This is a genomic window from Acinetobacter entericus, from assembly GCF_026168575.1.
Lineage (GTDB): Bacteria > Pseudomonadota > Gammaproteobacteria > Pseudomonadales > Moraxellaceae > Acinetobacter > Acinetobacter bouvetii.
The window spans coordinates 47,765-71,027 of the sequence record NZ_JAPEQW010000019.1; the positions used below are offsets into that span (position 1 = coordinate 47,765).

Consider the following 23,263-nt stretch of genomic DNA (forward strand, 5'->3'; position numbering starts at 1 on the left):
GCTCATTATTTAACTTGTGTGAGCCTAATATTGCATCCATTTCACGAATACTTTGCATATATAACGTATTTCGATCCATGGATGCTAGTATTATCTTTGAATGCACAGTTTATTTGCTTTTTGATATCCGCGCGGCAGGGTCACGCCTTTCGAAGCACGCTTGCCCATATATTTCTGCAGATCATCGCCTTTTAATTTTAATTGCTGCTGACCTGCAACCACTTGAATTACATCATCTAAAGTCAACGCTATCATAGATGCGAGCTGATCCTTAGCCTCGAGTTGTATCAATTTATTACCTTTGCCTTTATTCAGGCTTGGCAATTCCGCCAAATCGATGACCAGCAAACGGCCCGCTGAACTGAGCAGCGCAAGATGCGTCGCCTGCTCAACCAGCTGCAGGTTCATCGGCTGCGCATCATCAGACAAAGTAAGGAAAGCTTTACCCGCTTTGGCATTGGTATCCAGCTGCTTGGCTTGCGTTTTAAAGCCATAGCCTTTATTGCTGATTGCCAATAATTCTGCATCATCATCTGCAATCAACAGCTGCTTAAAGCCAACACCGCTGGCTGGAGATAATTTTGAACTCAGCGGTTCTCCCAATCCGCGTGCAGACGGCAAGGAATTAATGGCCAACGCATAGCTGCGACCTGCATCATCCAGCACATAGACCCGCTGATTGGATTTGCCCTGTGCATGGCTGAGGTATTGATCGCCGGCACGGAAATTCAGATTTTCGGCATCGACTTCATGGCCTTTGGCGGAACGGATCCAGCCGGCTTCTGACAGCACCACGGTCACAGGATCTGCCGGCAGCATGTCCTGTTCATTGATGGCCTGCGCATCTTCACGGCGCACAATTGGCGAACGGCGGTCATCGCCGAATTTCTTCGCATCGTCTTTCAGCTCATTGATAATCAGATTTTTCAGCGACTCAGGATTGGCCAGCTGCTCACGGATAATGGTGGCTTTGGCTTCCAATTCATCCTGTTCACGGCGCATTTCCATTTCCTCAAGCTTGGCCAAGTGGCGCAATTTGAGCTCTAAAATAGCTTCGGCCTGAATTTCATCAATATTAAAGCGCAGCATCAGCACCGGCTTCGGCTGATCTTCTTCACGGATAATCTTGATCACTTCATCAATATTTAAATAGGCAATAATCAAACCGCCCAGAATATGCAGGCGCTTTTCAATTTTATTTAAATGGTACTGCAGGCGGCGGGTCACCGTATTTTTACGGATTTCAATCCATTCCAGCAAAATGCGGCGGATGGATTTCACTTGCGGACGGCCGTCTGCGCCAATCATGTTCATATTGACGCGGTAACTGGATTCTAAATCGGTGGTGGCAAATAAATGGCTCATCACCGATTCTGCATCAATGCGGTTGGAACGCAGCACAATCACCAGGCGGGTTGGGTTTTTATGATCTGATTCATCACGCAGGTCGCTGACCAGCGGCAATTTCTTCGCCTGCATCTGGTCGGCGATTTGGGTAATCACTTTGGAGCCTGAGACTTGATAAGGCAGCTCAGTGATGATGATTTCATTTTTCTCAATGGTATAAACCGCACGGGTGCGGTAGCTTCCGCGGCCTGTAGTCTGCAGTTTCAGCAATTCATCCGGCGCAGTAATAATTTCCGCTCTGGTCGGGGTATCTGGACCCGGAATATATTCAGCAACTTTTTCATCGGTTAAATTCGGGTTGCGGATCAGTGCAATTGTGCCCTTCACCACTTCACGCAGGTTATGCGGCGGAATATCTGTGGCCATGCCCACGGCAATACCGGTGGTGCCGTTTAACAGAATATTCGGAACACGCGCAGGCAGGTTCACCGGCTCTTTCATGGAACCGTCAAAGTTGTCCTGCCAGTCACAGGTGCCTTGCCCCAGTTCTGACAGCAGCAAGTCGCTGTAAGGCGACAATTTAGCTTCGGTATAACGCATGGCCGCAAAGGATTTTGGATCGTCCGGCGAACCCCAGTTGCCCTGGCCTTCAATAAAAGGATAGCGGTAGCTGAACGGCTGCGCCATCAGCACCATGGCTTCATAGCAGGCAGAGTCGCCATGCGGATGGTATTTACCCAGCACATCACCCACCGTACGCGCCGATTTTTTCGGCTTGCCGCTGGGCTTGAGGCCCAATTCACTCATCGCATAAACGATACGGCGCTGCACAGGCTTTAAGCCGTCACTGATATGCGGCAATGCACGGTCCATAATCACGTACATGGCATAGTTGAGGTAGGCTTGTTCGGTAAATTCCGCTACGGAACGGTTTTCTGTCGCATGATGCGCAAGGCTTGTCATAACAACCTGTAATCCTAATAAATTCGTTTTTATATCTGGGTTCTTATGCTATGTCGCAGCTGGCGCATACACAAGGGTATGTCCTTCAACACAGCGACAAATCGTGTCTTATGATCGATCTATTGCCGTAAAATTATCCATTTTTTTTAAAATGAGCAACTTCTAATTTCCATTTGGCCTGTGGATTTCATCTGAATTCATCGCTTCAGCGCTCCATTTCAAAGCCGCATTGTCCAATGAAGCATTTCCCTTCCTCAAAATCAGCTGAAAATGCTTGTTCAAAAAGCAAAAAAGCGCAGCAGGCTTTTCACCGTGCTGCGCTTTTGCCGCCACATCGATTTTATAGGCCCATGGACTCTAAGGTCTTGCCTTTGGTTTCTTCACCCAACACTACAATCACAAAAGCCACGGCCAGCAGCACGGCAGTAAACATGCTGAAGACATAGCTGAAGCCGTTGTTCATGACCATCATATGCGTCACCGCCAACGGCGCCACAATGCCGCCCATGCGCCCAACCGCTGCAGCCCAGCCAGAGCCGAAGGCGCGGATATTGGCTGGATACTGTTCCGGCGTATAGGTATACAGTACGCCCCATGCGCCTAAATTAAAGAAAGACATCAGGCAGCCGCAGACCACAATCATGGTCACCGTTTCAGCTTGGCCAAAGAAGTAGGCGGAAACCGCACAGCAGCCGATAAAGCCTGCAAGCGTCGCTTTGCGCCCCAGTTTCTCCACCAGCCATGCGGCTGCAATGTAGCCCGGCAACTGCGCCAGGATCATCACCAAAACATATTCAAAAGACTGCACAATGGTATAGCCCTGCTTCACCAGCAGGCTGGGCAGCCAGGTAAAAATGCCATAGTACGAATACACGATGCCGAACCAGATCAGCCACAGCATCAATGTTCTGCGTGCAAATATGCCTGACCACAGCTGTTTGAATGAGGTATTCTGCTTTTCCGCCACAGGTTTGACTTCAAAGATCTCCAGCACCTGCACACCGCATTTGGCCTCAATTTTTTTCACCAGCGCATGCGCTTCTTCAAAACGGCCGCGGTTGATAAGATACGGAACCGACTCCGGCACCATTTTCCAAATGACAATGGCATACAGCGCCGGCAAACCGCCGACTAAAAAGGCGGCATGCCAGTTGTAATGCGGAATGATAAAATAAGAAATCAGCGCGGCGCACAGCCAGCCCAGCCCCCAAAAGCTTTCCAGCAGCACTATAAAGCGGCCGCGCACGTGCGCAGGAATATATTCACTGACCAGCGTCACCGCCACAGGCAATTGGCCGCCTAAGCCTAAACCGACAATAAAGCGGCACACCAGCAGCCAGGTTAAATCCGGCGCAAATGCGCAGGCTGCCGTGGCCAAGCTGTATATGACCAATGTCGATGCAAATACCGTTTTACGACCAACCCGGTCTGCCAGCGCCCCAGAAAAGACTGCGCCAATCGCCATGCCGACAAAGCCGATCGACACCACCCAGCCCTTTTCAGCCGGGCTCATGGCCCAGTCTTCCGCCATTTTCGCCAAGATAAAGGAGATTAGCCCTGTATCCATCGCGTCAAACATCCAGCCCAGTCCAATGACCCATAGCAATGTGTAGTGAAACTTGCCTATCGGCAAGCGCTGTATCCGTGAGACTAAGTCCATAACAAGATCTCTGATGAGGTGAAAGGGTGCATGCTGCCTTCACAACAGGATTTTATGATTGTGCTCTTTTTAATATGATGCGCCAAACTGACCCAATGAAGCATTTTCCATTGAGGCTTTACGCTTAGCTGCGCAATTTAAGACGGGTCTTTGGAAGAGGCTGACTGCTCATCATCATCCTTGTAAATGAATTTCGGCATTTCTAAGCCGAAATAAATCGCAATGCAGCGCAGGGAAAAGCCAAACACCAAGGTTGAGATAACAGTAATTTCCAGTGACAGTCCAAAGTCAATGCAGAACCAGTAGAAGATCACTGCGACAAAAGAAATTGAAGCATACAGTTCACGGCGGAACACCAAAGGCACGTCATTACACAGAATATCCCGCAAAATGCCGCCAGAGACACCCGTGAGCACGCCGGCAACGGCTGAAACCACAAAACCGTGCCCCATTTGCAAGGCTATTTGACAGCCAATAATGGTAAAGCCGATGAGGCCCAAAGCATCTAAAAGCAGAAAAATGGAATGCAAATGCTTCATCCATTTGGCAATGATGATCGTGAACAGCGCGGCGCAGCAGGTCAGCACCAGATATTCAGGATGCTTGACCCACGTCAGCGGATAATGCCCCAGCAGCACATCGCGCACAGAACCGCCGCCTAATGCCGTCACACAGGCGATTAAAATCACCCCAAACCAGTCCATGCTCCGCCGTCCTGCGGACAGTGCGCCCGTCATGGCTTCTGCCGTAATTGCAATAATGTAAATAACGGTGAGTAACATGGCCCTTCATCCACTGAGGGTAACAGATGCGCGCTATTTTAAGGCATCTTCAGAAAAAAACTACAGATATTGCGCGCAGCATTGTTTAAATTTTTTGCCTGAACCGCAAATGCATGGCTGTTTCAGGGTGACATGCTGATCTACAGTCGGGTCGAGAAAATACCATGCGCCGTTTTGCTTCACAAAATGCGACACTTCATGGTGCACATGCGCCTGCTTGCCGTCATGATAATGCGCTTTAAATTCCACTTGCGCATGGCTTTTATCCAGCTTTTCATTGGCCTGCACCACGTCCAGCTGCAGCCATTGATTGGATCTGCTCCAGTCTGCAATGGCAGGCACATCCAAAGCTGGCTGCTGCTGCGCTGCTGTGGTTTTCACGATGTAATCAATTTCATGCTGGGCAAATGCGCTGTAGCGCGAACGCATCAGCTGTTCTGCGCTTTGCGCTTTTTCTTTGCCCGCATGCAGCGGCTGGCAGCATTGGGCATATTCGCCCTGACCGCAAGGGCATTGCTTTTCTGTCATGTGCATCTCAAATAAAAAAAATAGCCTGCAATGCAGGCTATTTTAACGGAAGATGGCTCTGAATTCAGAGCCAATCCCTAATTGGAATGCAGATTATGGGCAATTGCAGTGACATGCACTTTTTCAATCTTATGGCCATCCATAGTCACCACTTCAAAAATGTGCCCATCGGCTGTGAGTTTTTCACCATTTTCAGGCAAGCGGCCCAAATGGAATAAGATATAGCCCGACAGCGTAGAATACTGTTCTGAATCATCCACCAAATCGCGGTTCAACAGTAAAGAAACATGACGGATATCGGTTGAGCCTTCCAGAATCAGTGAACCGTCTTCCAAACTTGCAGCTGCCGTTTCCAGTTCGTCTTCATCCGGAAATTCACCCGCTATCGCTTCCAGCACGTCAATCGGCGTTGCAATGCCTTCAATGGAGCCGTATTCGTTCAGCACCAGCGCCATTTGCAGCGGCGCCTGACGCAGCTGCTCCATCACCATCAGCACTTGCGCATTTTCATGCACAATCACAGGCTCACGCAGGTGCTTTTCAAAGTTCAGCACGCCGGTTTCAATGTATTCATTCATGACTTTATGCGTCAGCACCACACCGGCAATATTGTCCAGCTCACCGCGGGAAACAATCAGGCGCGAATGCGTCATGCTCAGCAGCTGGTGCTTAATGGACGCTTCATCTTCTTCCAAATCAATCCATTCCAGCTCCGGGCGCGGCGTCATCACCGACTTCACAGGGCGTTCAGATAAGCCCAGCACCCCCTGCACCATCACACTGTGATATGCCCCGTTGTCTTCATCAAAGACATCATCGGCAAAAGCGCGGGTCGCCAGCACATCTTCATGCTCATCTTTTTGCATTTCTGAACCGCTTTTGCCGCCCAGCATGCGCATCACCGCAGAGGCTGTCCGGTAACGCAGATCGGTTGTCGTGACGGTTTTTTCCTGATTGTGGCGCATGGTCTGGTTCAGGAATTCAATCAGCACAGAGAAGCCGATGGCAGCGTACAGGTAGCCTTTCGGAATATGGAAGCCAAAGCCTTCAACCAGCAGGGAGAAGCCGATCATCATCAGGAAACACAGGCACAGAATCACCACCGTCGGATGACGGTTGACGAAATTCATCAGCGGTTTAGACACCCACAGCATAATGCCGACCGCAATCACTACGGCAATCATCATGACAGGCAGATGTTTCACCATGCCGACCGCAGTAATCACGCTGTCTAAGGAGAACACCGCGTCCAGCACTACAATCTGAATGATCACCATCCAGAACGTTGCATGCACGGGATTTTCTTCTTTCAGCATCGGCTTGTTTTCAAGACGCTCACGCAATTCCATCGTGCCTTTGAACAGCAGAAATACCCCGCCGAACAGCAGGATCAAATCGCGTCCGGAGAACGGATGGCCAAAGACGTGAAACAGCGGCGCAACCAGCGTCATGACCCAGGCAATTGAAGCCAGCAGCACCAAGCGCATGCACAGCGCCAGCAATAAACCCACAATCCGGGCGGCATTACGCTGTTCCGGCGGCAATTTTTCCGCAAGAATCGCAATAAAGACCAGGTTGTCGATACCCAATACAATTTCTAGAATCACGAGGGTCAGCAAACCGACCCATGCTGAAGGATCGGACATCCACTCAAAGATCATGCAGTCATCTCCTGAGCAGGATGCCGTCTTGCATTTATGTTTGGCATATTCAAATTGAAAAAGGTGCGCGCTGCAGCACCAAGATGATTAATTTTTAAGAAATTTTTTTTTGCGGAGCGACAACAACCACTGCCCATGACGATTCATTTGTGGAAAAACAAGGAATCAGTATAGCAAGCTGGGACAGAATTTCATCTTTTTTTGCAGCGGCGCCCCGCCGCACCGTAAAATTTTGCTGCGCAATGCCAGGGCTGCATCTTGCTGTCATATTTCCGCACTATGCTAGAGCGATAAAAAATAAAGTGATAAGGTGAATAAAACGAAATGAATAGCGTATTAAAAATGACAGAATCATTGAATCTCTCTTCTCCTCAAACTACGCAGCCGCTGATTGCCCTGTATTGCGGTTCGCGCTCAGGCAACAATCCAATTTATCAAGAAAAGGCCATTGCTTTAGCCAAAGGCATTGCTGATGCAGGTTTTGGTTTGGTCTACGGCGGCGCCAGCATTGGCCTGATGGGGCAAGTGGCGGATGCCGTGGTGCAAAATGGCGGTGAAGCCGTCGGGGTCATTCCTGAGTTTATGCTGGACTATGAAATTTCCCATAATGGCTTAACGGAACTGCACGTGGTTCAGACCATGCATGAGCGCAAAGCCATGATGGCGGAACGCGCCAGCGCCTTTGTAGCCTTGCCGGGCGGCTTAGGCACTTTTGAAGAAATTTTGGAAATTGCCACTTGGGGGCAGCTGAATCAGCATCAAAAACCAATGATGCTGTATAACGTGAATGGCTTTTACAATGCATTGATTGCACAGCTGGACCATGCTGTGCAGGAAGGGTTCTTGCCGCCGCAGCACCGCGCCAAGCTGATTGTCTGCAACTCATCAAAGCAAATTTTCAGCGCATTGAGAAATTTGGATTCCCCGGAACATTTTGTAGTTTAAGCACGCTTAAGCGTAAAAAAGCGGACTGCACAGTCCGCTTTTTTACGCTTTAAAATTTGAACTGAAGGCTTATTTGCCTGACACCGCATGATAAAACCACGGCAAAGTTGTAGCTAGAAAAATACTGATCACTAAGCCGAACATTAATTTCATGGCATCTTTGCTGACATTGCGGGAAGTTTTGTATTTATTGACCTCATGCAGATGCATGGCCATGGCAAACTCGCGCCCTGCCAGCAGGCCCAAAAACACCCACGTGGTGCTCATGGGAATATTGCTCCATTCCTTAAATACCAACAGAATCGTGGCGTAAATGAAGTCAATAATGGTCGCTGAACGAATGTCCGCCACCCCTGTTTTGGTATCAATAATGTTTTGAATCGCGCCGCCGCGCCGGTACAGAATAATCCCCAATAAAACGACAAAAACACTGATGGCGAAGAGTAAGAACCACAGCGGTACGGCGCGCGGCACATAGACAAAAATATTCGCCAAATCCTGAATCAGCCATTGGCTCCATAAAAATGCCGTAGAAACCCACTGCAGGCCCACCCAAATACTGGAATGCGGTTCATGGCGGGTTTTGCTGAAATGGATGGAAATCTGCTTGATGACAAAGCGGTAAACCACAATTGCGACAATAAACGCCACTGCGTAACCCATCATCGATTTGGTCAGCATGGAACCCAGGCTGCTGGGCGAGAAAATAGTCAGCACTAAGAAAGTGGTGCTGACTGGAATGCCGTATTTCGTCAATATAATCAGCAGAATCGGCGGGACTATATACAGCCATGTAACTCCGTCTTCCGGAAATGGAATCGTGTTCAGCCGTCCGTAGGACGCATCCCCCACTCCAGACGTAAACCAGCCGTACAGCAGCACAGCGGTTAAAATTGAACTGACATATAGCCACAGCAGCCACCAGGGGCGGTGCGCATTGGATGAAATAAATGTACCCAGCGTTTGCGGCACATCATTGCCGACAATAGAATAAGCCGCTAAACAGAAACCAATAACCATTAAAATTTCAATTGTCATCGTATTGCAAAGACCTGAATCAAAAAAGCCTCCATCTGGCAGCCAAGGCATCTCAAAAAGTGAGCCCATGATATTTCATTTGCCTTGCACTGGGGGGATATTCTTGTTGCCTGATCCGTTTTACCCCGCAAAAAAAACAGCTGATTTTATGAAACTGCAAGGAAAAGACTGCAGTATTGCAACAGCCGCCGCACTGAATTTCAGCTAAACTGCTTAAAACTCTAAATTTTAAAATACTATGAATGCCACGCCCTCACATCAGGCCTTGCAGCCTGAATTCAGACTTTTGGTTCTGCTGGTATCCATTGGCTTTTTTATGCAGGGACTGGATACCACCATTGTCAATACCGCCATTCCCTCTATGGCGGCGCATCTAAATGAAGACCCGCTCAATATGCATAGTGTGGTGGTCGCCTATGTGCTGTCTGTGGCGGCCTGCATCCCGTTAAGCGGCTGGCTGGCAGACCGCTTCGGGGTGCGCAATACGTACTTCAGCGCGATCATTATTTTTACTTTGGCGTCCTTAGGCTGCGGCCAGTCTGACAGTTTAAACGAACTGCTGGCTTACCGCGTGCTGCAAGGCATTGGCGGCGCATTGCTGCTGCCGGTTGGCCGTTTAGCCATGCTGAAAGTCATTCCGCGCGCGCAGTTTCTATCCGCTATGAGCCTGATGAGCCTGGCGGGCTTGATCGGCCCGCTGATTGGCCCAACACTGGGCGGCTGGCTGGCCGAAGCGGCCACATGGCACTGGATTTTCCTGATCAACATTCCCATGGGTATTTTAGGCTGCCTGATCACCTTTAAGGCCATGCCGAATGTCACGGAACCGAGTGTGCAGCGCTTTGATTTATGGGGCTTCCTGCTGCTGGTCATTGCCATGGCTGGCCTGTCACTCGGGATTGAAAACTTTGCCAGCACCTCGCTGTCTTTGTATTGGAGCCTCGGCCTGATTTGCGCAGGACTGGCCGCTGCCGTGCTGTATGCCCTGCACTCGCATACTCATCAAAATGCGCTGTTCCGCAGCAAGCTGTTTAATAACCGGATTTACGCTATCGGCATCATCGGCAACTTCTTTGCCCGCCTCGGCGGCAATGCGATGCCCTTTTTGATTCCGCTGATGCTGCAGGTGGCTTTTGGCTTTGAACCCTTTGTCACAGGCCTAATGATGATTCCAACCGTGCTGGGTTCACTGGCGTCCAAACCGATTATCCGCCCGATTATTCAGCGCTTTGGCTACCGCAATGTGCTTTTGCTCAATACCCTGCTGGTTGGCGCCTGCATTGCCAGCTTTGCCTTAAGCGGCGCGGATACGCCGCTCTGGCTGCGCGCCCTGCATTTTTTCATTTTCGGCGTGCTGAATTCAGTGCAATTCGTGTCCATGAATACCCTGACGCTGAAAGATCTCCCACAGCAGGATGCCAGCAGCGGCAACAGCTTTCTGTCCATGATCATGATGGTATCCATGAGTATTGGCGTAGCTTTGGCAGGCACGCTGGTTAATGTGTTCAGCGCTTTTTTTGAGGCTGCGCAGGTAACTTCCGCCTTTCATGCAACCCTGATCTGCCTTGGCTGCATCAATTTAATTACCGCCATGATTTTCTGGCGTATTCCAAAAGATACGGCGGTTTAAAACATGCTCCGCATAAAGCGCATAGTGTCAAAACCCGCATCGCGGTATGATGTCCATCCAATATCGGCATGAATACGCTGCACATGAAAAAACGCAAATCCGCTGCCTCCGCGCTGCAAACCTACCGCCGGCTTGCGCTGGGACTGTTGGGCTTTGCAGTCACGGCAGTGCTGGCCTATGCGCTGATCATGCCGCACCGCTTTGCCTCTGCTGAAGCATATCCCGTTAAAGGTTTTGATATTTCGCACCATCAAGGCGATGTGCAGTGGACAAAAATTTCGCCGCGCGCTTATCAATTTGTCTATTTAAAAGCCACGGAAGGCGGCGACTTTAAAGACACCAAATTTCAGGAGAATTGGCTGCAGGCCCGTGAACAGGGCTTTCATGTCGGCGCCTATCATTTTTACCGCCTGTGCCGTGACGGCAGCATTCAGGCGCAAAACTTCATTGAAACTGTACCGAAAAAAGAGGATGCGCTGCCGCCGGTCATTGATTTGGAATATGACAGCCAATGCATTAACACTTACAGCAAAGAACAGCTGCTGAAAGAAATCCAGCTCATGCACGACCGGCTCATGCGCCACTATGGCAAACAGCCGATTTTCTATATTTCCAAAACGTTCTACAACATAGTGCTGGCCGGCGAATTTAAAGAAACACCGCTGTGGGTACGGGAGTACCAAGGCAAACCTGAGTTAAAAAACAATCCGGACTGGCTGTTCTGGCAGCACACCAATCAGGGGCAAATTCAAGGGATTCCCAAAACGGTCGATTTAAATGTCTTTAATGGCACACAAAAGCAATGGAATGCTTTTTTACTGAAAAACGGCTTAAAAATTAATGAGACCGTTGCAAAGAAAGCAGAAAAATAACAAGATGCTGACTCACCTGCGTTTTAATGCAGTCAGGTAAATAATAAAAATATGCAAAGGAACTTGCCAAACCTGTCTAAAACGCAAAAGCGGCTGACCGGATTAGCATCTGTAATTATTTTGCTGAGCCTAAGCATCGCCTATAAGCCAGATTTTACTGCAGCCGATTCAAAACAATTCAGATCTGATTCAACATATGATTCGGGAGCAGCAGCTGGTTCCAATCCAGCCTTGGAAAACTCTGCTGATTGGCCATTTCAGCATTAGCGCCATTCCTTCCCAGCATACTCCGCCCACAGCGGTAAATAACGACTTAGGCCAAGAAATTGCGCACCCTCTGCCGCTGCCTGTACGCTTTTCTGAATTTAAGGAAGGCCACAGTTTTGATTACCTGATCGAATATCATAGCTGCCGCATATGGTCAAAGCCAGTACCGGCGCTAGCGCCAATCAGTTCAAGAACATCCGCACCGATGTTTTATTTTTAGGCATTGCGCAGCTCTCCAGACAAGCGCCCGGCTATCAGCAGCGCTATTTGATGCACACATTGGGTACATTAAAACCGGAAATTATCGTACCGATGCATTGGGATGATTTTTTCCAGCCCCTGCATCAGCCACTGCAGTTTTTGCTCCGCGCAGCAGACAACACTGCGCGCAACATGCAGATTTTGATTGATGCGGCCGCAAAGCAGAAAACACAAGTCATTTTACTGAGTCAACCTGTGTCGTACAGTCTGCCTTAAGCGCTATCTGCTGCCGGCCAGCTATGCGATACTCAGTCATCGGTCTATTTCCAGCGATGCGGCTTGCGTGAGAAAAATCATTCATATCGATATGGATGCCTTTTTTGCATCTGTAGAACTTCTTGAACGCCCTGAGCTTCGCCATTTACCTGTGGTGGTGTCTTCACACCATCCGCGGGCGGTCATTTGCGCAGCCTCCTATCCTGCGCGCGAATTTGGCTTGCGTTCCGCCATGCCGATGAGCCAAGCCCGCAAACTGTGTCCGCAGGTCGTTGTTATCGAACCTGATTTTGAAAAATACCGCACAGTTTCGGCACGAATTCACCAAATTTTCCAGCGCTATACCGCACTCATTGAACCGCTGTCCTTGGATGAAGCCTATTTGGATGTGACGGATAATCTGCAAAACATTTCCAGCGCCACCGAAGTGGCCATGCGCATCCGTGCAGAGATTTTTCAGGCCACCGGCTTAACGGCATCGGCAGGCGTCGCGCCCAATAAATTTCTCGCTAAAGTCGCTTCCGACTGGAACAAACCCAATGGCATATGCATTATTAAGCCCTCAAAAGTTAAGGCTTTTATTCATGATCTGCCATTAAAAAAAATTCCAGGGGTCGGCAAAGTCACGCAGGAGAAGCTCAAAAGCATGCAGCTGGAAACATTAGGTGATTTACAGGAAATTGAAGAAGCGCTGCTGGTGCAGCATTTTGGCAAATACGGCAAACAGCTGTTTTTATATGCGCAAGGCATTGATGAACGCCTTGTGCAGGCCGAACGTGAACGGCAGCAGATCTCCAAAGAAACCACCTTTGATGATGACCGGACTTTAGTGCAGTGCCTGCCTTACTGGCCTCTATTGATTGATCAAGTCTGGCACAGTCTGGAGCGCAAGCAGCTGAATGCGCGCGGCGTATCCGCCAAACTGAAACTGAAAAATTTCCAAGTGCTGCAGCACAGCAAGAGTTTTAAGACACCGCTCAGTTCACAGGCAGATTTAGAACGCGTGCTGATTCAGCTGCTGGAAGAAATGCATCTGCCTGAAAATTTTCAATTTCGGCTGATTGGCATTGGTGTTTATCAGCTGACAGCCCTGCAGGAAGAAGCGCAGCTGTCTCTGCTTTAAAACGCCATTACTGTGCAAGTTTTGCACAGAAGAATAAAAATAAAGCAAATTGCGCTTCACTTTCAGCAAATTTGGGGTAATCTAATGGCGCGATACATTTATCCATGTATGCGCCGAGATGCTGAAAATCACCTTTACTTTCAGCATAATGTCCTGTAATTGGCGTGACGATCCAATCCGAATATTGCAGGGCGCTCATACATCCTCATCGCACTATGCCCGCTCAGAACCTGTTCTTTTCATTTTAAAATCAATTCATACATCCACTACAAAGTTCACCTAAACTTCATTTAAAGCATTCGCCTAAAGATTGCAATTTCAGTACACTCAAACTCAGCCGGATGTTTTTCAAAAGAAGTTTGAACCGCAATGAAGAATAAAAAGCAGATTTTATGCGTAGAAGATGATGCCGCCATTCTGATGCCTTTGCGTTATGCGCTTGAACGTGAAGGCTGGCAAGTGACTTGGGCCAATACTGGACGGCAAGCCATTGATTCTATTCAACAGCAAAGCTTTGATTTTATTATTCTCGATGTCGGCCTGCCTGATTTGAACGGCTTTGAAGTCTGTAAAAAAATCCGCCTCTTTCACCATACTCCGCTGCTTTTTTTAACCGCACGGGATGATGAAATCGACCGAATCGTCGGCTTGGAAATTGGCGCAGATGATTACTGCACCAAACCCTTTAGTTCGCGTGAAATTGTGTCAAGAATCAAAGCGGTTTGGCGCAGAATGGACATCCAAAACCAATTGCAAAGCAGCGCCCAACCTCTTATTAAGTCTGCACAATCAGATTCTAAAACTTGGCAATGCCATGATACATCCCTGCAAATTCAATATTTAAATACTGCGCTTCAGCTCACCCGTTATGAATACCGGCTGCTCAAACTACTGATTGACCGCCCTGAACAAGTGTTTAGCCGGCAGCAGCTGATGGACCATGTGTGGGAACATCCTGAACACAGCCTAGAACGAACTGTAGATACGCATATCAAAAGTATCCGCAATAAACTCAAGCAGATATCGCCGGATCAAGACCCGATTGAAACCCATCGCGGTTTTGGCTACAGCTTGAAAAGAAGCTGATTTTAAATGGATAAAAGATGAATATCGACCTGATCAAAATTGGGCTGATTATTTTAATTCCGGCTCTATTCATCATGATTATTTGTTTGTTATTCATCATCCCCGAAGTATATAGCGAAGAATGGCATTTTGAAGATGAAGAAACTCCAACACTTAAAGAAAAATTGATTGAATATTGCTTTAAATTGAGTCTCTATGCTTGCTGCTTCAGTGCCTATATATTTGCTTTAGCTTTTTATTTTAAAGCGTTCTATTTACTTTCAATATTTTTAGCCTTAGCCCCGATATGGGTGTTTTGGGATAGGAAATAACGAGATGAATTTAACCATTTTCTATAATTTAAACCATTCTATATGTGAATTATTTCAAGGCTAGGAATAATATTCGATGTCCATTTTTATCCGCATTTGGTTCTTCTTCGGGCTGATTATCCTGCTGGGTTTGTGGTTTATATCCTATACCTTCAACCAGCAAGTGAAGCCGAATGTAAGACAAGTGGTTGAAGACACGCTTGCGGAAAATGCCAATATCATTGCGATGCTCGTCGCTGAAGATGTTTATGACAATAGGGTCAATACACCGCAATTTGATGAAAAAATTCAAAAAGCGCTTCATCGGAAGCTAAATGCAAAAATTTGGCAATTTAATAAAAAAGAAATCAATCAGCAAATTTATATTACCAATAGCCAAGGCATAGTGATCTATGATTCACAAGGGATGGCAACGAGGCAAGACTATTCACAATGGAATGATGTTTATCTGACATTGAGAGGAAAATACGGCGTTCGCTCCACCCGAAATTACGATGCACAAGGCAATGATCTTGGCAGCATTAACAGCACCATGTTTATTGCAGCCCCGATTTATTATCCAATTAACCAAAAGCAAAAACTCATTGGTGTGGTCAGTATCGGCAAACCGAATATTTCGGTGCAGCCGTATATTCAACGCGCTGAAAATCAGCTGATCCGCCAAGCGGCTTGGATTACCTTACTCAGCCTATTCCTAGCCAGTCTGGTGGCGTATTGGCTCAAACACAGCATCGACCGCGTACGCAAATATGCCCAAGCACTTGCACCCGTCAATCAAACGCCGCATTTCCGGTCAGCCAAAGAACTCAATCTTGTGACGCAAGCGGTTGAAAATATGCGTGAAAAACTGGAAGACCGCGCTTATGTCGAACACTATGTCAACACGCTGACCCATGAGTTAAAAAGCCCGCTCACCGCAATTCAAGCCAGTGCGGAGCTGCTTAAAGAAGACTTGCCGCTGCAGGACCAGCAGCAATTTGCTGCACATATTCATGAGCAGAGTCATCGCCTGCGCAGTTTGATCGATCGGATGCTGTTGCTGACCCGCTTGGAAAAATCCAAGCATCAAATTGAAATTCAAAGTTTTAATGTATCTGAACTGATTCAGCAGATTTTAGACCAGCATGCCAGTCAGATTCAGGCCAAAAAAATCCAGTGTTTATTGGATCTTGAACCCAATTGCATGATTCACGCAGACCGTTTTTGGATGCAGCAAACCATTGCCAATCTTTTGGATAATGCTTTAGATTTTTCAGCCGATACGGCGAAAATTTTGATTCAGCTGCATCGTTCACATCATCTGCAAAACAAGCAGCATATTGAGTTGAATCTTTTTAATGAGGGGGAATGGATTCCTGACTATGCCCTTCCTCAAGTCTTTGATACTTACTTTTCATTGCCCCGCCCGATGAGCCAGCAGCGCAGTTCAGGCATTGGTCTAAGCATTGTCAAACAAGTGATTGAACAGCATCATGGGCGCATCCAAATTCAAAATATCCACGTGAATGCAATTTCAATTCTTCAACCGCATCAACAAGGTGTGTTGGTGAAAATTCAATTGCCTTAATTGCTGCTTCACCCAAACTTCACATAAAACACAAGCCCAGCTCAAACAAAGCACATGTCAATTTCGCACACTGATCACTGACAAAAACAACCGCTCAGGAACACAGTGATGCGATCCAGCTTCCTCACACTTAAAATCATCGCCATCGTGATTTTAGTGGCTATATTTTGGATAGGTTTATTCTTTATCAGCAGCCTTGTTTCTGAACGGCAAGGCTACCAAAGAGCATTTCTTCAAGAAATTACTCAAAACAATATCAGCCCGCAAACCATTATCTCACCCTATGTACGCGTGCCTTACCAAGAAGCAGGCACCTGCTTAGATGAACAAAAAATTGCTTACCCATGTACTCAAGAAAAATCGATGTATATCAGTGCTGACAGCACTCAATGGCAATCCAGCTTTGATGTTACAGACCACAAATATAAACGCACCATCTATCGCGCAATCAGTTACCAGGCCAACTTAACAGCAAAAGGCATATTTCAAAAACCAGCATTGGAAAATAAAAATTACCAATGGAACAAAGCTGAAATCATCTTCCCAGTGCATGATCCGCGCGGGCTAGACACACAGCCGGCACTCAGTATATTCAATAAAAACTATGTTTTTGAACTCAGTGCGCAAGGCCATGACGATGCAGGTTTTGACTTCATGAGTATTTCTGCGCAGAAATATCCTGAGTTAATTCCTGCGATTCAAAATGGTTTTAATTTTCATCTCACCGCAAATATCACAGGTTTAGGAAAATTTACGCTTATTCCAACCAGCCGCAGCGTGAACTATCAAGCCAAAGGCAATTGGACAGACACCAAATACTCTGGGCAAAACCTTCCATTTGAAAAAACCAGCAGTCACCAGCAATTCACGGCCGGCTGGAAAAATATTGCACTCGGCCATCAAAACATCAACCGCCTCATTGACTGTGATAATAGTCAATGCATTCGCCAATTCAGCAATGGCTACATTGCAAAAAATACAGAATATGAAACTGAAAATAATCAGAAAATTGGTTTAAGCACTGAATTCTTAGATTCAGTGAATGTTTATACTCAAACAGACCGCGCGATTAAATACGGGATCGTCATTATTATCATAACCTTTGGCTGCTTCTTCCTGTTTGAAGTGCTGAAAAGCTTGCGCATCCACCCAATTCAATACTCTTTGGTGGCCATGGCGCAAGGCATTTTCTTTGTCCTGCTGCTTTCAATCAGTGAATACTATGCCTTTGCATGGGCATATGTGGTGGCTTGCACCGCCTGCGTGGGCCTGATGACATGGTACTTATTCTTCGTCATGAAAGGTGTTAAGCCTGCGATTTTATTTGGGATTATTCTCAGCTCACTCTACGCCATCATGTATATGCTACTGCAGTCTTCAGGCAAAACTTTCCTGATCGGCTCTGTGATTTCCTTCATTGTGCTTACTGTGGTGATGTTTATTACCCGGCATATCGACTGGTATCAAATCAGCAATAGGCCTGAGCGCGAACTTAAATCCTACACCCCGCCTCAATAATTCATCTCAACGCTGTGGATGGGGCAATACCATCCACTTTTTAACAGTTTTTTAAGCCAAAATTTTATCGAATCAATAGGTTTTAAAATGAATATTGCCACCATTCAAAGACAGCCAAATATCGAAAATATCCAGCAGCTTTGCCCGCTCAAATGCTCCATGGCCCGGTGCTTAAACCAATTGCGGACTGCAAAAATACAATTTTTAAACCTAGGCAATTTAATTGTCTGCCCTGCGCAAAACTGCCTGATTATTTTTAAATACAAAACCTTGGTTCGCATTGCCGCACTCACCAACACATAACACAAAGCTTGGAAAAGCAGATTTGCAGAATGACAATGTTCACGTAAACTTTAAAAGATAAACAAGATTTGAGAATGATCATGACTGTACAACGCCTGCATGTTGCAAAACGCTTTTCTGAAGTTGCCATTTCAGGAAATTTAGTTCATTTGGCAGGTCAACTGGCCAGTGATTTCAGCTTAGATATCAAAGGCCAAACTCAACAGACGCTTGATATCATTGATCAATTTTTAGCAGATGCAGGCACAGACAAAAGCCATATCATGTCTGTGACCATCTATTTAAAAGATATTGAAAAAGATTATGCAGCATTTAATGAGGTTTGGGATGCATGGGTTTCAGACATTGAAGCATTGCCGCGCACGTGTGTAGAAGCCAAGCTTTATGATCCCAATGTTTTGGTTGAGCTGACCGTGGTTGCGGTTAAAGCAGCATAAATCCCGAACAAGCCTGTATTGATAATAAAAAAGCATGCGCTTTAAGGCATGCTTTTTTATTATTTTCAGCCCAGCGCTTTCAGCTTCTTACGCTCCAAATCTGAATACAGATGATATTTTTTCAGGCCGCTCACCGGCGCTATTGGCTTAAATCGCGCATGCCCATTCAAAAAATCATCCCTCAGCTGAGAATATTCCGGCACATCATCATAGCGGATCACACGGTAGCCAGCCATTTGCAGCAAAGCATCCTGATATTGTGAACGCTGTATGCGCTTTAATATCATAGGATCATCCAAAGCAATAATCGCCTTTATCTGCTGGCTTTCATCCAGCACAACAAAATCTGCAACCATATTCCGGTACTTATTGCGCGTCCGGTAGTACTTGGTTGTCAGCAGTGCATCAAAAGAAACATGCGCCAAAATAATATGATTTGGCAGAATTTCCTTGAGACGCGTATAGGTCAGCTGCTCATTAATATTGAAAATAGCGCGCTGTTTCAATGCGCTATCTTGCTGCTTGGCATTATTTTCTAGACTTTTCCAAGCCATTATGAGCATGCAGCCGAGCAATATGCTCGCGATCACAATATAAATTGCCATCTCTCATAATCCTTTACATTTTTTATAATCGTTTTAAGCTGCAGCTTATTCATTCAACTCAGTCTGCAACGGGTCTTATTGTTAAAATTGCGATTTAAAAATTTCTCACCAAGCTTAATTATCCACTAAAACTGATCAACAGCTGTGTCACTTATTTGTAACTACACATGCTTATTTATATGAGAAATATAGCCCATCATCGGCTAATCTTCTTACTGTATGCTATTTCAGGAAAATCTGGCAAGGCTATTTTAGATGATTGTCTAACAATTCCGATAAACTGATTTTTACCAAAGAATAAGGGCGCCGCAGCGCCCTTATTCTTTAATCAGTTAAGCCTTGGATTTTGCTTTTGCTTTGCTCTTTGTTCCGCCAAACGGCTTTTTATCGCCTGTTTCACGCGGCGGCAAGCCCGTATGCTGCGTCAAAATCTGCCCGCGTTCAGGGCGCTTTTTAGTATTCGAGGGACGGCTTTGACCCTGTGCCGCTTTTCCACGATTCCCCTGCTCACCGGTACGTTTCTGTGAATCCCCTGCTACGCTCGAGTTTTTCTTACGTGCAGATTTATATTCACCTTCAATACTTGCTGGCTGATATGTCGGAATCAAATGCTGTTTCGAGTTGCCAATCAAGTCCTGACGGCCCATTTCTCTCAAGGCATCGCGCAGCAGCGGCCAGTTGTTTGGATCATGGTAGCGCAAGAATGCTTTATGCAGGCGGCGGCGCTTCTCACCTTTGACAATATCCACATCTTCGGTATAACGCGCGACTTTCGCCAGCGGGTTTTTCCCTGTGTAATACATGGTGGTTGCGGTTGCCATTGGCGACGGATAGAAAGTCTGCACCTGATCGGCACGGAAACCGTTCTTCTTCAACCAAATGGCCAAATTCATCATGTCATAATCTGTGGTGCCCGGGTGCGCTGCGATAAAGTACGGAATTAAATACTGTTCCTTACCCGCTTCCTTACTGAACCGCTCAAACATCTGCTTGAAGCGGTCATAAGTCCCGATCCCCGGTTTCATCATCTTCGACAATGGGCCTTTTTCAGTATGTTCAGGGGCAATTTTTAAATAACCGCCGACATGGTGCTGCACCAGCTCTTTCACATATTCAGGGTTCAATACTGCAAGGTCATAACGCAAACCTGAACCAATCAAAATCTTTTTAATGCCCTTAATCGCACGTGCCTTACGGTACAACTGGGTTAATGGCGCATGATCGGTATGCAGGTTCTGACATACCCCAGGGAAGACACATGAAGGCTTACGGCAGTTCTTTTCAATTTCAGGATCTTTACATGCCAGACGGTACATATTGGCGGTTGGGCCGCCCAAGTCTGAAATAATGCCGGTAAAGCCTGGCGCAGTATCACGGATTTTTTCCACTTCACGCAGAATCGATTCTTCAGAACGGTTCTGAATAATACGGCCTTCATGTTCCGTAATCGAACAGAAGGTACAGCCGCCGAAACAGCCGCGCATGATATTCACAGAGAATTTAATCATGTCAAAAGCAGGGAAACGCGCTTCACCATAGGCAGGATGCGGCAGACGCGCATAAGGCAGGTCAAACACATAGTCCATTTCTTCGGTCGTCAGCGGAATCGGCGGCGCATTCAGCCACACATCGCGCTCGCCATGCTTTTGCACCATGGCGCGTGCATTGCCTGGATTGGTTTCCAGATGCAAGATCCGGTTGGCATGCGCATATAAAACCGGATCATCTGCCACCGCTTCAAAAGCAGGCAGGCGAATCACCGCCAATTCACGCGGCGGCAACTTATGCTTAATCGCTTTCGATGCAGGCTGCAGCTGCACAATCTGGGTATTTTCATCCAGATTATCGCCTTCACGGACAATTTGATTCGTAACGATTTCTTTTTGGAAATTTTGGTATTGCGTTAAAGAATTGCCCTTGCCCTGCTCAATTTCACAACCGTCCAGATCTTCAGTCATCACATAAGGATTGATGATTGGATCGACACGGCCAATCGCATCGACATCATTGGAAGCAATTTCCACGAACTTCGCTTTAGAGGCGCGGTTATGTTTATTGACAATAAATGCGGTACCGCGAACATCCGTAATGTCCGTGATCTTTTCACCGCGAGCCAGACGGTGCATGACTTCAGTGATCGAACGTTCACCATTGCCGTACATCAGTAAATCGGCTTTGGAATCCATCAGCACAGAACGGCGCACTTTGTCTGACCAATAGTCATAGTGGGCAATGCGGCGCAATGAAGCTTCAATCCCGCCTAACAATACAGGCACATCCGGATAGGCTTCACGCACACGCTGACAATAAACTGTAGCCGCACGGTCTGGACGCTTATTCGGCTGATTATCAGGAGAATAGGCATCATCTGAACGGATTTTACGGTCAGCCGTATAACGGTTGATCATCGAATCCATATTGCCTGCAGTGACACCCCAGGCAATATTCGGCTTGCCTAAAACTTTAAATGCTTCAGCCGAAGTCCAGTCAGGCTGCGCAATGATCCCGACACGAAAACCCTGTGCTTCCAAGGTACGCCCGATGATGCCTGAACAGAAAGATGGGTGGTCAATATACGCATCGCCACAGACCAAAATAAAATCACAGCTGTCCCAACCGAGTTGATCCATTTCCTCGCGCGACATCGGCAAAAATGGCGCAGGATCAAAACACGACGCCCAATATTTGTCGTAATCAAACAGCGCTTTCGGCGCGGTCTGCATGGTATAAGCAGTAGACATGGCTAGCAATTCTCGGCTGGCAGATGAAAGACCTGAAGATCAGATCAAAGATGAAAGCCGATCATTTTAACATGAATTCCATTCATCTTGCTTGACTATAATTTATACAAAATACCTCAATTGATAATCAAAAAAAAGCATCCTTGCGGATGCTGAAAACCTAGACCGATTACAATCTAAAACTTACTGCGCCATATTCCGCGCTGCATATTGGCTTGAATGGACTTTGGTGGCTAGAACCTGTTTATATCTTGCCTGCATCTCCGGCAAATATTTTTCAATATTTCCGATGCGTTTTGCATATAGCGCATCATTCATCAGCGGCTTTATATCAAAAGCTTTGCGGCGGTTGCTTTCATTCTGAAATTTTGCCCAGAAGTCTACAGCTGCTTTGGGGTTATAGCCAGCACGGGACATAATATCCAAACCAATCACATCTGCTTCAACTTCTAAATTCCAGCCTTTCGGAATCAAAGCCACTTGGCTGGTGACACTGGCAGCTGCCGAAGCAATTGCGCCTGCACCTGCTGTAGCAGTTAATATGGCAAGATTGCTGGCCAGCAGCATTGACGCTTTTTCCCGATTATGATCCCGCAGCGAATGCGCCATTTCATGCGCCACAACAAAAGCCAGCTCATCTTGATTCAGCTTCAGCCCCCAATATAGGCCGGTATTCACAATAATTTTTCCGCCAGGCAAACTATGTGCATTTAATTCACCATTTAAATTGCCTTTAATATCCCACTTCCACTGCTCTGATCCTGTGCGGAATGCATCTGCTTCAGTACGAAGCTGTTCCATAAGTTGATTCAGCTTTGCATCAATGACCAAAACTTGCTGATCTTTCGCCCTATTTACAAACCGTGTATAGGATCGCTCTGATTGAACGTTCCATGCTTTTTCAGGAATGACCATAAATTGTTTACGGTCTGCGCCAGCAGTGCCCATATTGGTTGTACTTATACATCCAGAAAATAATAAACAGCCTGATGTCATTATTGAAAATATAATATTCTTCATAAATCACCTTGGCCATTAAAATAATCGCTTCATAATTATTAAAGATAAATTAATAATAAAAATCAAAACCATTTATCGGAAGGTATAAAACAAAGTAAATTTAAAAAATATCATTATTTATCAAAACATTATTTGCTTTCAAACAAACAGGTATTAATCGATGCATTGATTAAATTAAGTCAATTTTTTCAATTATTTTCAAAGAATCATATATCAATTCATATTATTCAGATTTCTATGAAATTCTATAAATAAAATATAGATAAACAAATACAAAGTCTCATTTTTAATATTTAGTGTCGATTTCAAGATTCAATATTTCCCAGTTTTTTTTAATTATTCTTTTGCATAAAAAAATCCCCCTAACTCGTTTGAGTTAGGG

At 46.4% G+C, this 23,263-nt stretch carries 22 protein-coding genes; 12 read left to right on the top strand and 10 right to left on the bottom strand.

The window, feature by feature from the left end; translation table 11 throughout:
- Window positions 1–90 precede the first annotated feature (90 nt).
- From parC to OKC24_RS14120, 5 genes are all read right to left on the bottom strand, one after another.
- Window positions 91–2,310, bottom strand: a complete 2,220-nt coding sequence (gene parC, locus OKC24_RS14100; protein ID WP_131276164.1) for a DNA topoisomerase IV subunit A — start codon at window positions 2,308–2,310, stop codon at window positions 91–93.
- A 340-nt stretch (window positions 2,311–2,650) separates the two neighbouring features.
- Complete coding sequence (niaP, locus tag OKC24_RS14105; RefSeq protein WP_131276165.1) at window positions 2,651–3,970, bottom strand: niacin transporter NiaP; 1,320 nt, start codon at window positions 3,968–3,970, stop codon at window positions 2,651–2,653.
- Window positions 3,971–4,107: 137 nt separating this feature from the next.
- On the bottom strand, window positions 4,108–4,752 hold the full coding sequence (locus OKC24_RS14110; protein WP_130144087.1) for a trimeric intracellular cation channel family protein: 645 nt from the start codon (window positions 4,750–4,752) through the stop codon (window positions 4,108–4,110).
- A 60-nt stretch (window positions 4,753–4,812) separates the two neighbouring features.
- Window positions 4,813–5,280 carry a YchJ family protein gene (locus tag OKC24_RS14115; protein WP_265465736.1) on the bottom strand — a complete coding sequence of 156 codons (468 nt, stop codon included), beginning with the start codon at window positions 5,278–5,280 and terminating at the stop codon, window positions 4,813–4,815.
- A gap of 77 nt (window positions 5,281–5,357) precedes the next feature.
- Window positions 5,358–6,941, bottom strand: a complete 1,584-nt coding sequence (locus OKC24_RS14120) for a TerC family protein (RefSeq protein ID WP_130144089.1) — start codon at window positions 6,939–6,941, stop codon at window positions 5,358–5,360.
- A 324-nt stretch (window positions 6,942–7,265) separates the two neighbouring features.
- On the opposite strand from OKC24_RS14120, the gene OKC24_RS14125 reads away from it, so the two are divergent.
- A complete protein-coding gene (locus OKC24_RS14125) occupies window positions 7,266–7,886 on the top strand; it encodes an LOG family protein (protein WP_130144090.1) in 621 nt (206 codons plus the stop codon).
- 69 nt (window positions 7,887–7,955) lie between these two features.
- Here the strand turns inward: OKC24_RS14125 and OKC24_RS14130 are convergent, their stop codons facing one another.
- Window positions 7,956–8,924: a hypothetical protein gene (locus OKC24_RS14130; protein WP_130144109.1), complete on the bottom strand. Its 969-nt coding sequence runs from the start codon at window positions 8,922–8,924 to the stop codon at window positions 7,956–7,958.
- Between the two features lie 238 nt (window positions 8,925–9,162).
- Between OKC24_RS14130 and mdtD the strand changes: the two genes are divergently transcribed.
- From mdtD to dinB, 5 genes are all read left to right on the top strand, one after another.
- Window positions 9,163–10,554, top strand: a complete 1,392-nt coding sequence (gene mdtD / locus OKC24_RS14135) for a multidrug transporter subunit MdtD (RefSeq protein WP_130144091.1) — start codon at window positions 9,163–9,165, stop codon at window positions 10,552–10,554.
- An 83-nt stretch (window positions 10,555–10,637) separates the two neighbouring features.
- Complete coding sequence (locus tag OKC24_RS14140) at window positions 10,638–11,426, top strand: glycoside hydrolase family 25 protein (protein ID WP_165381114.1); 789 nt, start codon at window positions 10,638–10,640, stop codon at window positions 11,424–11,426.
- Window positions 11,427–11,622: 196 nt separating this feature from the next.
- Window positions 11,623–11,913 carry a hypothetical protein gene (locus tag OKC24_RS14145; RefSeq protein WP_228257538.1) on the top strand — a complete coding sequence of 97 codons (291 nt, stop codon included), beginning with the start codon at window positions 11,623–11,625 and terminating at the stop codon, window positions 11,911–11,913.
- Window positions 11,844–12,170 (top strand): hypothetical protein, encoded by a 327-nt coding sequence (locus OKC24_RS14150; protein ID WP_228257539.1) that lies wholly within the window; start codon window positions 11,844–11,846, stop codon window positions 12,168–12,170. Before OKC24_RS14145 ends, OKC24_RS14150 begins: the two co-directional genes overlap by 70 nt.
- A gap of 67 nt (window positions 12,171–12,237) precedes the next feature.
- A complete protein-coding gene (dinB, locus tag OKC24_RS14155; protein ID WP_130144092.1) occupies window positions 12,238–13,293 on the top strand; it encodes a DNA polymerase IV in 1,056 nt (351 codons plus the stop codon).
- A gap of 7 nt (window positions 13,294–13,300) precedes the next feature.
- Here dinB and OKC24_RS14160 read toward each other — a convergent pair whose 3' ends face one another.
- Complete coding sequence (locus OKC24_RS14160) at window positions 13,301–13,492, bottom strand: hypothetical protein (protein WP_130144093.1); 192 nt, start codon at window positions 13,490–13,492, stop codon at window positions 13,301–13,303.
- Between the two features lie 170 nt (window positions 13,493–13,662).
- Here OKC24_RS14160 and creB point away from each other — a divergent pair, with 170 nt between their 5' ends.
- The 6 genes from creB to OKC24_RS14190 all read left to right on the top strand — a co-directional run bounded on the left by creB (window position 13,663) and on the right by OKC24_RS14190 (window position 18,515).
- Entirely contained in the window at window positions 13,663–14,379 is a 717-nt protein-coding gene (gene creB, locus OKC24_RS14165) for a two-component system response regulator CreB (protein WP_130144094.1), read from the top strand.
- A gap of 17 nt (window positions 14,380–14,396) precedes the next feature.
- Window positions 14,397–14,690, top strand: a complete 294-nt coding sequence (locus OKC24_RS14170) for a hypothetical protein (RefSeq protein WP_130144095.1) — start codon at window positions 14,397–14,399, stop codon at window positions 14,688–14,690.
- Between the two features lie 76 nt (window positions 14,691–14,766).
- The gene (creC, locus tag OKC24_RS14175) at window positions 14,767–16,257 is read left to right on the top strand and encodes a two-component system sensor histidine kinase CreC (RefSeq protein WP_131277813.1); all 1,491 of its coding nucleotides are present in this window, start codon (window positions 14,767–14,769) and stop codon (window positions 16,255–16,257) included.
- A 108-nt stretch (window positions 16,258–16,365) separates the two neighbouring features.
- Window positions 16,366–17,775 (top strand): cell envelope integrity protein CreD, encoded by a 1,410-nt coding sequence (creD, locus tag OKC24_RS14180; RefSeq protein ID WP_130144111.1) that lies wholly within the window; start codon window positions 16,366–16,368, stop codon window positions 17,773–17,775.
- A gap of 87 nt (window positions 17,776–17,862) precedes the next feature.
- Window positions 17,863–18,078 carry a hypothetical protein gene (locus tag OKC24_RS14185; protein ID WP_130144097.1) on the top strand — a complete coding sequence of 72 codons (216 nt, stop codon included), beginning with the start codon at window positions 17,863–17,865 and terminating at the stop codon, window positions 18,076–18,078.
- 80 nt (window positions 18,079–18,158) lie between these two features.
- Window positions 18,159–18,515, top strand: a complete 357-nt coding sequence (locus OKC24_RS14190) for a RidA family protein (RefSeq protein WP_130144098.1) — start codon at window positions 18,159–18,161, stop codon at window positions 18,513–18,515.
- A 65-nt stretch (window positions 18,516–18,580) separates the two neighbouring features.
- On the opposite strand, the gene OKC24_RS14195 is transcribed toward OKC24_RS14190, so the two are convergent.
- The 3 genes from OKC24_RS14195 to OKC24_RS14205 all read right to left on the bottom strand — a co-directional run bounded on the left by OKC24_RS14195 (window position 18,581) and on the right by OKC24_RS14205 (window position 22,809).
- Entirely contained in the window at window positions 18,581–19,120 is a 540-nt protein-coding gene (locus tag OKC24_RS14195) for a DUF2726 domain-containing protein (protein ID WP_130144099.1), read from the bottom strand.
- 332 nt (window positions 19,121–19,452) lie between these two features.
- A complete protein-coding gene (locus tag OKC24_RS14200) occupies window positions 19,453–21,861 on the bottom strand; it encodes a YgiQ family radical SAM protein (RefSeq protein WP_005013505.1) in 2,409 nt (802 codons plus the stop codon).
- Window positions 21,862–22,044: 183 nt separating this feature from the next.
- Window positions 22,045–22,809, bottom strand: a complete 765-nt coding sequence (locus tag OKC24_RS14205) for a M48 family metallopeptidase (protein WP_130144100.1) — start codon at window positions 22,807–22,809, stop codon at window positions 22,045–22,047.
- Window positions 22,810–23,263: the final 454 nt, after the last annotated feature.

Excerpts from the sequence above, each read along its gene's own strand:
- OKC24_RS14150 (WP_228257539.1), top strand. The coding sequence starts at position 11,844 with ATGGTCAAAGCCAGTACCGGCGCTAGCGCCAATCAGTTCAAGAACATC.
- OKC24_RS14195 (WP_130144099.1), bottom strand. The coding sequence starts at position 19,120 with ATGGCAATTTATATTGTGATCGCGAGCATATTGCTCGGCTGCATGCTC.
- OKC24_RS14160 (WP_130144093.1), bottom strand. The coding sequence starts at position 13,492 with ATGAGCGCCCTGCAATATTCGGATTGGATCGTCACGCCAATTACAGGA.
- OKC24_RS14185 (WP_130144097.1), top strand. The coding sequence starts at position 17,863 with ATGAATATTGCCACCATTCAAAGACAGCCAAATATCGAAAATATCCAG.
- niaP (WP_131276165.1), bottom strand. The coding sequence starts at position 3,970 with ATGGACTTAGTCTCACGGATACAGCGCTTGCCGATAGGCAAGTTTCAC.
- OKC24_RS14120 (WP_130144089.1), bottom strand. The coding sequence starts at position 6,941 with ATGATCTTTGAGTGGATGTCCGATCCTTCAGCATGGGTCGGTTTGCTG.
- creC (WP_131277813.1), top strand. The coding sequence starts at position 14,767 with ATGTCCATTTTTATCCGCATTTGGTTCTTCTTCGGGCTGATTATCCTG.
- OKC24_RS14130 (WP_130144109.1), bottom strand. The coding sequence starts at position 8,924 with ATGACAATTGAAATTTTAATGGTTATTGGTTTCTGTTTAGCGGCTTAT.
- OKC24_RS14145 (WP_228257538.1), top strand. The coding sequence starts at position 11,623 with ATGATTCGGGAGCAGCAGCTGGTTCCAATCCAGCCTTGGAAAACTCTG.
- OKC24_RS14115 (WP_265465736.1), bottom strand. The coding sequence starts at position 5,280 with ATGACAGAAAAGCAATGCCCTTGCGGTCAGGGCGAATATGCCCAATGC.
- creB (WP_130144094.1), top strand. The coding sequence starts at position 13,663 with ATGAAGAATAAAAAGCAGATTTTATGCGTAGAAGATGATGCCGCCATT.
- OKC24_RS14190 (WP_130144098.1), top strand. The coding sequence starts at position 18,159 with ATGACTGTACAACGCCTGCATGTTGCAAAACGCTTTTCTGAAGTTGCC.
- creD (WP_130144111.1), top strand. The coding sequence starts at position 16,366 with ATGCGATCCAGCTTCCTCACACTTAAAATCATCGCCATCGTGATTTTA.
- mdtD (WP_130144091.1), top strand. The coding sequence starts at position 9,163 with ATGAATGCCACGCCCTCACATCAGGCCTTGCAGCCTGAATTCAGACTT.
- OKC24_RS14140 (WP_165381114.1), top strand. The coding sequence starts at position 10,638 with ATGAAAAAACGCAAATCCGCTGCCTCCGCGCTGCAAACCTACCGCCGG.
- OKC24_RS14125 (WP_130144090.1), top strand. The coding sequence starts at position 7,266 with ATGAATAGCGTATTAAAAATGACAGAATCATTGAATCTCTCTTCTCCT.
- OKC24_RS14110 (WP_130144087.1), bottom strand. The coding sequence starts at position 4,752 with ATGTTACTCACCGTTATTTACATTATTGCAATTACGGCAGAAGCCATG.
- OKC24_RS14170 (WP_130144095.1), top strand. The coding sequence starts at position 14,397 with ATGAATATCGACCTGATCAAAATTGGGCTGATTATTTTAATTCCGGCT.
- parC (WP_131276164.1), bottom strand. The coding sequence starts at position 2,310 with ATGACAAGCCTTGCGCATCATGCGACAGAAAACCGTTCCGTAGCGGAA.
- OKC24_RS14205 (WP_130144100.1), bottom strand. The coding sequence starts at position 22,809 with ATGGGCACTGCTGGCGCAGACCGTAAACAATTTATGGTCATTCCTGAA.
- OKC24_RS14200 (WP_005013505.1), bottom strand. The coding sequence starts at position 21,861 with ATGTCTACTGCTTATACCATGCAGACCGCGCCGAAAGCGCTGTTTGAT.